The following is a 12,281-nucleotide window of genomic DNA, read 5'->3' on the forward strand; positions in this document are numbered from 1 at the left end:
ATAAAAATTCGTAATGTCTAATATTAAAATGCATAACGTCGAAATAGTGCTGAATATTTAGGCATTGCCGTTTTTGGGACTAATCAAATAAGATATGATCCAACTTAAATTAATGAAGTAGTTAATGGCAATAGGGGAAATAAAGAGGAATGGTGATATTAACAATTCACATATCTGTATAAAAAAACGTGCCAGACCTAGGTGTTAGCGGTTCTTTTAAAAACACAAAAAACATGCCATGTAATAAAATGAAATTGACTACGTATTTTTTTACTTTCCCAAACTAACAAGTAATAAATTACGCATGAAAATTCATTTTCCTTCAAAGGAAATGGAATCAATACCACTACACGGTCATATTTCTTACTAAGATTTTATTGTGGTTGACTATTTAAGCGTGGTTTGGTGTCGTTGCCTTAGCTGTTGAAACACCGTAATGCAAACACCAAATCCATATTAACTGCTATTTTCCGTTGAAGTACGGTTATTTGGAATTCATTTAACCGGATAAACAACTACATCCATGTATCCACTAGATGGATGATATGGATATGATAAATTAGGTGCCGTTCTTAGTTTTTTCGAAAAGCAATTATTTTCAAAATTCGACCGTCCAAACGAAGAGTATATTGGATTGCCAAACAGGTTATTAATTTCATTACGAACATCATTACACCTTGTATTAGTTAGCAACTTACCCCCATAGTGAAAAATAAAACTCACACTAGTCAATTGATTGATTTCGGCAACTTTCTTAACAGCCTGAATATCATTAACAAATTCATTTAAAGAATTACCTTTTACATTATAAACAATGTCCTTTAATTTAACCCTACCTGTTTTATGGACACCTTTAACAATTAACAACTCAGGCTTACAAACAACAAGTATCTCATTGTGACAATCAGGATCCATCATTTGGATAAAACGCTTGAAATATTCTAATTTATTATATGGACTACCTAAAGCAACATTACCTACTCCTTGACCATTAAGGATTCTATCAACTAGTTCATAGGAATTTATTATTCTCCCCGTTGGTTGCTCTTCAAATTTACCGGCATGATTAGGAAAATAAACATCAGATAAATGTGTTCCGATAATATTTTGATAAGGAACATCAAGAACAAGATGTGTTGGGAAAGCCCCTACCCCTTTCCCTTTAGAATAAGAGAGTAAAGAACAAGACATAATATCCCATGAAGATATTACATCTTCAAACCTTTCCCCTAAAAAACGAGATGCACACCTTCTATTACCTAAGCCACCCGTGGATGAAATAGTATGGATAATTTGAAATTCATTATTCATCAAACCTTGTTGCCACGATAATAATTTATTTTTCTTCTTATTCATATCCGTATTTACACTCCATATTTTAACATTAAAGAACCTAGTTTATTTCTACTATATAAGAATTTTATTTTTATAAAATAAATAGAAAAATGAGTAGGTAATATAAGGAAAAGACTACATCTTTATACGATATTTCTAATACCGTATTCATATCGATACGCATTTTCTTTACTTCAGCAACTTTTGTTCCATCAGTCCTAGTGCAGAACCTTTAGTAGCACTAGCTGTTCAGACAGCACCAGTCGTAACTCGCCATTTGTGTAGCCGATGCAATGCCTCATCAAGTACCTCGTCGGATTGTACCAGTGCAATGCGTACCCGACCCGCGCCACCCGTTCCGAAACCGCTACCGGGAGCCAGCAATACACCAGTTGCCTCAAGTAATGTTTCAACAAAGTGCAAATCATCACCTGCAAAACCAGGTGGTAGCGGTGCCCATAGAAAGAAAGTGCCTTGCGAGGGAGGAATGTTCCAGCCTAAAGATTTCGCACCAGCAATAAATCGACGCATACGCGCGGCATAAATTATACTGTTGCGTGCCGCGATGGTTTCCAGTTCGTCGAGTATCTCTGCCGCCACGCACTGTAGCGGTAGGAAAGTTCCAAAGTCGGTATTAAACTTTGCGCTACGAATCTTTTCTACTAGCTCAGGCGCGCCGACGGCGAACCCAATGCGCCAACCTGCAATACCGCATGATTTGCTCAAACTATGCAGCTCCAGTACACGTGATAATGCCCCCTGCCCCAGCAACGCTGAACCACCCAGAGTGCCATTACACCGAAACTCAAAGTTAATCTCGGCATAGGCCCGATCAATCACCACCCAAAGCGCATGGCGCTGAGCAAAATCCAGTACCTCTTGCAGCTTACTTGGCGATAGTTCCCTACCTGTCGGATTACTTGGCGAGCAGATCACCAGTACTCGAGCTCCCGCTAATTGTTCATCTCGGATAGACTCCAGCTTTGGTTGCCCCAATTCATCACAGGCGAATAACTCCACACGAGCACCTATCAGCCGGGCACAACTTTGGTAGACGGTATAGGAAGGGTCTGGCATAAGCACCGCCTCGCCAGGGGAGAGGCAAGCTAACAGACTGTGAAATATGCCCTCTTTGGAGCCGAGTAGATCAACAACATGGCGTTCAGGATCAAGCAAAACAGGTGCACTGGGCGGTAAAAATCTACGCTGATAATAGGCAGCGAAGCGTTCGCGTAAATGACGATTGATGTCAGGACGGAACTCGCCATAACCATGTAGATCTTCACGACCAACAAAGTGTTGCAGTCGCTGGCGCCAGCGCGGCTCAGGTGCTAAATCTGGATTACCAATGGATAAATCCAGCAGGGAGGAGCCAGCGAAATTAGGCATATTTGGATGAGGGTAGTAGCGCTCGACCATTTTCTTAAGCAAGGTAAAAACGTCATTCGATGTATGGTCGGTCATCTGATTCATGGTTGCAGATCTCAGTTCAGCGGATTGGTTTTTCAAACTTCACCACGGTGAGTTCACTTGGCTGTAGACGCAAGCGGGCTTGAAAATGGTGAAACTGTGTAGCGATGAGTGCTACGGCTTCGTCCCACTCGTGATCCGCACGCTGTTGCATCGGATAAAGTAAGAAGCCGGTAGTGACAGCGTCAGGATCATTGTCAATACGGTAGTCTGGAACAACACTGAAAAGCGGCAGGTCATAACCTGCATTGACACGCGCCCAACACTCTTGCATGAAACTCATGGCAAGGTCTTGATAGGAAGATGCCAAGGAGATTAAGTCTGCTCCAAAGGGCGCTTCAAAAACCAGTTCCCAGCCCATACTCGATTTGTTCAACACCTGAAACAAACCTTGGCGTTCAAGAGCGTTAGCAAGCGAATTGCGAGCATCATGTAAGGTAGTGAGATAGTCAGCATAACCGTTGCGGCCTAATTGGCGAAGATTGACCCAAGCGGACAAAATTCCTTGGCTCTGTCTGGAGTTTTCAAAAGTGTAACGATAGGCTCGAAACTGGCCGAACTGAAAATCCTTGTCACTGTAACGGTAGGTTCCGTCTCCCAGTTCATCCATAAAGCGACGGTCTCGGGCGACAAAAAAGCTGCTCGCGTAGGGACACAAACCGTTTTTATGGAAATCAACGCCGAGAGAATCGAAACCGTCGATGCCGCGTAGCAGTTGCAGTACTCTAGCGATCCGTTCTCTACTGCGCAGATCAGGGACTCGTTGGCGCAGTTCCGCACTATCTGCATTGAGCAAGGTCAGATATAACCAGCCGATAACACTGTCCAGATGTAGGTAGGGACGTTCTTTCAATTGATGTTCATTGGCGAACGCTTCGGCGATGGCGCGTACTTGGTGGGTATCTTCACAATTAAAGTTGATGGTGGTTCCACCACAACACACGATTGCCGCAACCCGGCGTCCGAGAGCATGCTGCTCATTGAGTATGTCCCGCAATGTGTCGGCCTGCATGCGCCCATTACTGTTACTGGGTACACGCAGGCAGTTGTCTGAACCGAGTCCGAGCAGGCTGGCGGCATGTTCGACGCAGTAATGCGATCCTTCACTGCACAGAACGACCAAATCACGGGGCAAACCTGTACGTAACGATCCGGGAGCGATTCGGCTCAATGCCGACTTGAGGGCATACATGATAGTGGACTTGCCACCACTGCAGGCTATACCCATAGCTTGCGGCCAGCCAGCCCACCCCCCGATGCGCCGCGCCACCTTTTGCTCTATGAGTAATGCTTCTCCACCGAATGTATCCATCAAGCTGTTGGTGTTGTAGGCAGTGGCTAGCCATGCGGCCGCCGTAGCTTCCATACTCGGCTTGGGCACCATGTTAAACAGGGAATATCGTGACTGTGGACGGATTGCCCCCTGGAAATAGGCCGCAACGTCGTCAAACAGTTCAAGATCGTCTACAGGTGCATTGCTTTGGTCACGCTCAAGCTCATCAAAGTAGGAGAAGGCTCGCGATGGGTACTTTGGACCAAGATTGGCGAGGGCTGCTGGGGCGAAAGCCAGATCCGGCAGTTTAAGCTGGTTGGCACGAGCACTTCTCTGCACGTAGGCATCCAACTCCATCGTATAATCGACAAGGGCTTGTAGACTCTCTGGCTGGGCAGATGAAATAGACAATGGTTCAAGATATTTCCGCATTCTAATGGCTTTTCCTATTAGTTAGATGTTTCAATAAAGCGCTAACCTGTCCGTTGCGTTGCCATCGAACTGAGACGCAAGGTTAATCCTGCCAAATAAAAGCCGACCAGATTGTTGTTACCTCATAACGAAACCAGCAGATTCTGCGGAGGGTATTTGCAATTATTTTCATTGTTTTTGGCACATCTTATTATCTGAATTTTTGTTCATTCTATTTAAGATGGGCTATACAAGTACGCTATTATTTTCAAATATCCTCGGCGCAGAGCGTCGATAAAAAGGTATTAACATCTCAATAGTTTTCTGTCATTGAAATCGTACAGCTACAAGTCGTTATCCAACCCTACATTTTAAAAAAACTTAAGTTTTCCAATCAGTTTTCGGCACAATTATACGGATGAAAATATGAGAGGATAGTTGCACTAAGGTGCAATAACGGATTGTACTTTAAGGGAGTGAATGTAGAAGGTTAGTTATTGGGGCTAATTGCAAGAAATAGCCATCCTCGAAAACCCATGACTACTCATCAGTTTTCGAGGACAAATAAAATACAAATAATTTAAGTGGAAACATTTTGCCACCGAAAGCAGCCATTGACACTCACGCTGATAGAATCTGACACCAACGAGTTATACCAATATCAGTGATATACTCACTGAGTTATGCCGTTGGCTAAACATTCAAATTGATATTAAAAACCATCATTTAAACTCATAGATAATATGCACGAATAAAGCTATTCATTTTTTTGATCGGCTTGCATGACCAAGTAATAATTAAAAAACTCTGATATAACCTTATCAGCAGAATAAAATAAGCCCTCATCTCTCCACTTTCGGCTAAAATACTCAATAGCTGCGACACGAAAATCACTTTGCTTTAGGTCTTCAAGATATTTTATGACTGTATTATGGCTTAGACCTTTTAACTCAGCATTATAGACCCTCAACATAATAGCTATCGATTGGAAGAACGGGTCAGTCAATTTTTTTTCTAAAACCATAGCATCTTGAAATTTTCCCTCACGGCAGAGTGACTCCGCGTGAAACAAAATATCAAGTGTACTATCCAAATTATTTAAAGTTGTCTTAATTGGAGTTGGTTCTATACCGCATTCATATGGGCTTCTAGGTTTCTTAATCCGTAATAGATCACGAGAAGTATCATAGTGCCTGCTATAGATATGGAATGTCCCCACATACCAAGATAAGGTTCCCATCTGGTAACCTAATGTTGTCGCGACAATTTCGTGGAGAACGCTCCACTCAAAGAAGTTAATACCACTGAATCCCCAAATTGCATCATTTGCTCGAATAGTGACATGCAAATATAATATATTATCTCTCTGTATAAATTGCAGCCAATTATTGCATGGCACATCTTTTGTATCTGAATAATCACTCATAGGATCAAATAAAGACATCACTGCGCGTTTAGTATTCGGATCCTCTCGCAACCTGCTAACGATACAAGAAACCTGATCAACCTTACCCATCCAATTTCTCAGACGCGGCCCGTAAGCGGCACGCCATGTCTTGTTATCATCAGAAAAGTCTATTGATCGCGGCAGGTAATGCTGTAGAAACTCAAGATCTCCTCTGCCAGCAAGTACCCAGATAGTTTCTGCAACTTGGGCAAATACATTATTTTTACGTCCGGGTAAGACAAGAAAACGTTCCTGAGGATTAGCAATTTTCGTTAATGTTGATAATACCTCTTTTTGTGTCTGGCCCCTTGCGACCATTTCAGTGCCTACGCTGTCAATACTCCTAAGAACATCGAGCAGTGCATGAGTGATATTCCTATTCATTTTAATTTATCCAAGCCATTTCTATTTAATCACACTCACTCTAAAAGCGTGAGTTATTTTTTTTTAACAATATAACTTAATGCCAATGATATTGGCAATCGACCAAAAAAAGTAGATTTAATATACTAGAAATTAATACAGCTGTAAAAATTCATGCGTTCACCTTAGACATACGGATACATTCAACGAATTCGATAAAAATTCCCATTAAAAAAATGAAATATACTACGCTATATTTTTAACTTACTTTTAAAATAAGTAAAAGCGCCATATCCTTGCTGTTATAAACATCATCTGCTTGAGTCTGAGAACCACGGACATAGATAAGATAGTGATCTTTCAACGTAGCATGGGATGCTGAACACTCTCTACCATTGAGGGAAATCTATATTCTCAGTGATTAGATTACTAGAACAAAGCCAAAACATCCTACAAACAAAACACATTTGACCTACATACTATTGGCAGACGATATTTTATTATAAAAAATAATCACTTTAAAATTATTATGTAAAATAACTCTTCATAAGGTTATCGATATTCTAATACCAATACTAACTCCTTGGTGTCGGTAAATATGGCATTCCATTTTCAAATTTTTGAAATACTTCTAATAAAAGGTAGCGTTATGAAAATGAATATTCATTCCTCCTGTCTGTTCGCCATGTTGTTCCCTATGATCCTGATTTCCTCCGTCCAAGCTGAAACACCTTTCAAACCCGAACGAATCAGTGTTGAAAAAGAGCTTCGGGCGGGACCAAATCTGTTTGTTATAGATCAAAGCTGGAGTGGCACGAGTAACATTACTGTTCTTTCTGCGGATGATTTGAAAACAAAAGGCAGCATCTCCACTGGCCTCCTAGCACAATTCCTTCTATCAAAGGACAACAAGCAACTCTATACCGCCTCAGTTTACCCAAAACGTATCGTCTGGGGGCCAACAGAAGCAGTCATCCAGCAATTCGATGTAAAAACACTGTCGCTGACTAAAGAGATGCAAACGTCGCCGAAAATGGCGCAAGTATCAGCCAATATCAATAACTTCAGGCTGTCCGCTAACGAAAAATACGCCTTTGTGCAAAATGCTACCCCTGCTGCTTCTGTCAATGTTATCGATATCGCCAGCGGCAATACACTGTTGGAAATTCCAACGCCAGGATGCTGGGGCATTTATCCATCTGCTGATGATAATCGCTTTAGCTCGTTATGCGGCGATGGCACGGTTGCCAGCTATCAAATCGCGACCGATCAGAAAAATTATAACATTATCAAAAGTGACAATATTTTTGACGCCGATAAAGACGCTTTGTTTATCAGCTCACAACGAGATGGCGATACGCTGATGTTCACCTCTTTCAACGGCAACATGTATTTGCTGAATGACAAAGAGGCAAAAGTGACACTGACCGATAAGTTCAGTTACACCAAAGGGATCAAAAGCCATTGGGTACCCACTGGCTTTGAAATTCTTGCCTTCAATAAACCCAATAATCTGATGTTCGTCACCATGCACCCAAATGGCAAGGAAGGCAGCCATAAAGATGGGGCAAAAGAGATCTGGGGAATTGATATGGTCAGCCACAAGGTTGTGACCCGCGTGAAAACGGCCAATACGATCTCACTGGCCGTTTCACAAACGAAAAATCCAGTGCTATTCGCCCTGAGCGGAGGAGACGGTAGTACAAGCGGCACAGTGCTGAAATATACCTTCAAAGGCCCACAATTTACAGGTAAGCCTGCTGGAAAGGCCACCAGATTGGGTCTGTTTAACCAATTGCTGATGGTGGATTATTAGTATGATTTCCCAATTTATGGCCCCATGTCATTTCATGTTGATGACATTCATGGCTCTGTTGTTTATTCAAGCTGCCTTGCATAAAGGAAGCGATATTCACCGTTTTTCAGGTTATGTGGCTAATTATCACCGCTTTCTACAACCCTTCAGTATGGTGATTGCTTATCTGCTGCTCACGCTGGAAATTATGGCGACTGTGCTGGCGATAGTTCCTGCAACATCCGTGTTTGGACAGGGTTTATTCCTCCTGATTTTGGCGCTGTACACTCTTGCAATAACCCTTAGCGTTATCTGGGGCAAAAGTACGATTGACTGCGGTTGCGGTGGTCCTTCAGTTAAGGTATCGCCGCAAACCGTAGCACGTAACCTCTGTCTACTAATGCTGTGTGTACTGATGATTACGCTACCAGCAGAATCTATCAGCCGCCCCATGCTGATCGCCGCTATTTTCGCCGGTTTCACTCTATGGATGGGATATATCCTCGCTGAACAGCTAATGCGTAATAGCGATCTGATAAATCGTTTCAGATATTCGCTTCATACTCAGGAGCAACGATGAATACAGTTATTTTATTTGTCCTTGGAACTCTGTCCCTTTTAGTTCTGTTATTAATTGTCGCTTTTATTGCGCTATCACGTCAGGTAGGTGTTCTTTTTGAGCGTATTACGCCTGTGGGTGCAATGATAAATAATAATGGCCCAAGGACTGGAGAAATAACATCAACCTACCAGTTACTTTCACTCAATAGCGGTGAGGTAACCATTGGTGGTAAGAAAAATAAGCATCAACTGGTGCTTTTTATTGCTCCTACCTGCCCAATTTGCAAAGTGTTATATCCCGTCATTAATAGCATCAAAAAATCCGAATCGAAATGGCTTGATATTGTACTGGCCAGCGATGGTGATGAGCAGGAGCATCGTACATTTATCGAGCAACAGCAGTTGGGAGATATTCCCTATGTGCTATCAGCGGAACTGGGCATGGCTTGGCACGTTGCCAAATTGCCGTTCTCAGTATTGCTGGATGAACAGGGAAAGATTATTTCAAAAGGGTTGATCAATAGTCGGGAGCAGTTGGAGAGCCTATTCAACGCCAAAGAAACTGGCTTCGCTTCCTTACAGGACTATGCGCAAAAAGGCGCTGTTAACATCAATAATTAATAACATTGGAAAACTACGATGAAACTATTCTCACAAATTTTAAGTTTACTGGACAGACTGTCTGAAAGAAGTGTTCGCCATTCCGCACGCCAGATTGGTCGTCGCCACTTTCTGACTAAAACCGGTGCCTTTCTTGTCGGCGCGGGTGTATTACCGCTGTTGCCTTTCGATCGTTCATCAGGCACAGCCTTTGCCGCCGATAAACCAGCAGACATCAATGAATGCAGCTACTGGCGCTACTGCGCACTGGACGGTAATCTTTGTTCCTCTTCTGGCGGCAGCATGACGACATGTCCGGTTGGTTCTGAAACGTCAAAAACATCTTGGGTCGGGACTTGCCATAACCCACACGACAACAAAAACTACTTGGTTTCCTATAACGATTGTTGCGGTAAGACAACGGTAGCGAACTCTGTAACCTGTTTCGGCAACCAAGGGGAGCGCCCCGGTTACCGCATGGGATTACATAACGACATCAACTGGTGTATGGCTAATACCAATAAAGGCTATCACTGTACGGTCGCAACGTTGGTCGGACTGGCTAATGAGTAAAAAAATGCTGCGCTCGACGGTAGTCTGTTTTCTTGTCGCAACATGCTATGCCTTTCCAGCCACTGCGCTTGATGGGTATGACAAGTTCGTCGCCAACTGTTCAGGGTGTCATGGTGAAAATGCTGAAGGTATCGAGGGCATGGCTCCACCGCTCTATAACCCAGAGCTATGGGCCAAGCTGGGAGACAAGCGCAATGACTATATTGCTGGTGTGATCACCGGTGGTTTAAGCGGCACACTAAACAACAGTGACAACAGATTTGATGGCATGGTAATGCCACCACAAGACTTTATTGACACAGCAGATTTGGTCGCGATCACTCACTATATTCTCAATGAGCTAAATCACGTCACTGGTGGGCCAGATGCTGCGTTGTTCGATAAGCTGAAAAGCGCCCCACATTCCCACAAGGATTTGCAGAAATTGCGTAATGGTAACTGACAGATGGCGATCAGATTATTCAATACAAATGCATTGCGAATCGCTTTTACGCTGGTGTTATTCATCAGCCCGCTATGCCATACCAAAGGTAATACACCTGAACAGAATTACATCCTGAAGTGCTCAGGTTGTCATGATCTGGATGGTTCAGGCTCGGTGCAGGGGGGGATACCTCCTCTGCCGGGCTATTTAGGTGCATTTGTCAACGATGCAGATGGTCGCCTGTATTTAATGCACGTCCCTGGTATTGTCGCCTCTGGGCTCGATGATCAGCAAATCGCACAGCTGATGAATTTTCTCAATCAAAAATGGGGTGATGCGCAGCAGGGCACGCCTTTTACTGAAGCTGAAGTTAAGCAATTACGCGCCATACCTATGACCGATGTGGTCAAGTTGCGCCGCCAAATAGTACAACGCTTCCTCAGAGAAGGTATTGCGACTGGGGATTACCCTTGGCCCTGATGCAACCCAATATAGATAGGTACGGTCATGGAAAGGCGTCAATTTTTTAAATATTCTCTGTCGTCACTGGTACTCGGAAGCTTGTTTCATCAGGCGAAAGCTGTAGAGACTCCGCATATTCATGTGCCAAATGTTGATCTATTGCCAGAAAATGCCTTGGTATCCGGTCAACCCTTTAAGCCATTGGCGAAACTGACTAATGAATCAACCAACAAAGGTGAATTCGTCGCGGAACTGACCGCCGAAGAATGCGCGGTACAACTCACGCACAACACCGCCCCCACCACATGCTACACCTACAATCAACAGGTACCTGGCCCGCTGATAGAGCTGGAGGCCGGCATGAAAGTCCGCATCACCTTTATCAACAATCTCAAGGTACCCAGTACCATTCACTGGCATGGGCTGCCGGTGCCGCCCGATCAGGACGGAGGCCCAGATGATCCGGTCGCACCAGGTACCACAAAAGTCTATACGTTCCAATTGCCTGATTCGATCTCAGGTACCTATTGGTATCACCCGCATCCGCTTGAGGGAGCTGCAGAACAAGTCGCAAAAGGCCTAGTCGGACCGATCGTTATTCGTGATCCGCAGGAATCTTTAGGCCATTTACCAGAAGTTCATTGGGTAATCAGCGACCTGCGGCTGGATAGCTCCGGGAAGGTACCGCCACATAATTACGCCGACTGGGTCGATGGTCGCGAAGGCGAGCATGTGTTGCTGAATGGCCAACATAAACCGCACATGACACTAACCAGCCAACAGCGAGTTCGTATCTGGAATATGTGCAGCGCACGTTATCTTAATCTCTCGTTACCGGGTTGCCAGTTGATACAAATTGGCTCAGATGGTGGACTGATAGAAAAAGCGTTGCCACCCCAACATGACATATTGCTGTCACCTGCTGAACGTATGGAGGTGCTGATAACCGGCGAAAGCGGCGAATATGCCATCAACCTACTGCCCTACAACCGCCATCCAATGATGAGTAAACCACCGGAAATTGCACAACTCATCGCTAAGGTCAATTTCAAAAATGAGGCTGCACCTATCGCTGCAAATACTACGCTGCGGGTCATTGAGCCATTGCAAGAAGGCACTAATGTACTGCGTGTCATCATGAGTGAAAAAATGGCAGATATTATGAAAAACAAGGGGGGCATTCCGCCACGAGCGTTTCTTATCAACGGCAAAGACTTTGATCTTAAACGCATGGACCTGCACAGCCAGGTAGGGAAAGTGGATCATTGGCAGATTATTAATGCTACAACGATGGATCACCCATTCCATATTCATGGTGGACAGTTTCAGGTCGTGCAGCGAGCTTATCGCGGCCAGAAAACCGCGCCAGAGTGCCTCGCCTGGAAAGATACAATTAATGTACGTCCCGGTGAAACCGTGCATGTGTTGATGATACAAGATAAGCCAGGAATGCGTATGTTCCACTGTCACATCATTGAACACGAAGAACTTGGCATGATGGGGAATTTAATGGTGATATAAGCTAAACAGAGATAGTAACAAGCACGGCTGGAGGGGATACATTTCA

Annotated in this window: 11 protein-coding genes; 7 read left to right on the forward strand and 4 right to left on the reverse strand. The window is 43.9% G+C overall.

Annotated elements, in window-relative coordinates; all coding sequences use genetic code 11:
- Positions 1–495: 495 nt before the first annotated feature.
- From BN68_RS22955 to BN68_RS22960, 4 genes are all read right to left on the reverse strand, one after another.
- Positions 496–1,356 (reverse strand): hypothetical protein, encoded by an 861-nt coding sequence (locus BN68_RS22955; RefSeq protein WP_019211693.1) that lies wholly within the window; start codon positions 1,354–1,356, stop codon positions 496–498.
- Positions 1,357–1,584: 228 nt separating this feature from the next.
- Positions 1,585–2,808 (reverse strand): pyridoxal phosphate-dependent aminotransferase, encoded by a 1,224-nt coding sequence (locus tag BN68_RS13545; protein ID WP_019211694.1) that lies wholly within the window; start codon positions 2,806–2,808, stop codon positions 1,585–1,587.
- Positions 2,809–2,824: 16 nt separating this feature from the next.
- Positions 2,825–4,510, reverse strand: a complete 1,686-nt coding sequence (locus tag BN68_RS13550; protein ID WP_019211695.1) for a pyridoxal phosphate-dependent decarboxylase family protein — start codon at positions 4,508–4,510, stop codon at positions 2,825–2,827.
- A 736-nt stretch (positions 4,511–5,246) separates the two neighbouring features.
- A complete protein-coding gene (locus tag BN68_RS22960; RefSeq protein ID WP_019211696.1) occupies positions 5,247–6,320 on the reverse strand; it encodes a thymidylate synthase in 1,074 nt (357 codons plus the stop codon).
- Between the two features lie 628 nt (positions 6,321–6,948).
- On the opposite strand from BN68_RS22960, the gene BN68_RS13560 reads away from it, so the two are divergent.
- Genes BN68_RS13560 through BN68_RS13590 form a run of 7 tightly spaced genes read left to right on the forward strand, consistent with a single transcriptional unit; the run spans position 6,949 to position 12,235 of the window.
- Positions 6,949–8,115 (forward strand): amine dehydrogenase large subunit, encoded by a 1,167-nt coding sequence (locus BN68_RS13560; protein ID WP_019211697.1) that lies wholly within the window; start codon positions 6,949–6,951, stop codon positions 8,113–8,115.
- A 1-nt stretch (position 8,116) separates the two neighbouring features.
- Positions 8,117–8,674, forward strand: coding sequence for a MauE/DoxX family redox-associated membrane protein (locus BN68_RS13565; RefSeq protein WP_019211698.1), 558 nt, complete (start codon positions 8,117–8,119; stop codon positions 8,672–8,674).
- Complete coding sequence (mauD, locus tag BN68_RS13570) at positions 8,671–9,276, forward strand: methylamine dehydrogenase accessory protein MauD (protein WP_019211699.1); 606 nt, start codon at positions 8,671–8,673, stop codon at positions 9,274–9,276. The genes BN68_RS13565 and mauD overlap by 4 nt, the downstream gene beginning before the upstream one ends.
- Before the next feature lie 18 nt (positions 9,277–9,294).
- Positions 9,295–9,828, forward strand: a complete 534-nt coding sequence (locus BN68_RS13575; protein ID WP_019211700.1) for a methylamine dehydrogenase light chain — start codon at positions 9,295–9,297, stop codon at positions 9,826–9,828.
- A complete protein-coding gene (locus BN68_RS13580; RefSeq protein WP_019211701.1) occupies positions 9,821–10,270 on the forward strand; it encodes a c-type cytochrome in 450 nt (149 codons plus the stop codon). Before BN68_RS13575 ends, BN68_RS13580 begins: the two co-directional genes overlap by 8 nt.
- A gap of 3 nt (positions 10,271–10,273) precedes the next feature.
- Positions 10,274–10,732 carry a c-type cytochrome gene (locus BN68_RS24150; RefSeq protein WP_019211702.1) on the forward strand — a complete coding sequence of 153 codons (459 nt, stop codon included), beginning with the start codon at positions 10,274–10,276 and terminating at the stop codon, positions 10,730–10,732.
- Between the two features lie 27 nt (positions 10,733–10,759).
- Entirely contained in the window at positions 10,760–12,235 is a 1,476-nt protein-coding gene (locus BN68_RS13590) for a multicopper oxidase family protein (RefSeq protein WP_019211703.1), read from the forward strand.
- Positions 12,236–12,281: the final 46 nt, after the last annotated feature.

It is taken from the genome of Yersinia massiliensis CCUG 53443 (genome assembly GCF_000312485.1).
GTDB classification, from domain to species: domain Bacteria; phylum Pseudomonadota; class Gammaproteobacteria; order Enterobacterales; family Enterobacteriaceae; genus Yersinia; species Yersinia massiliensis.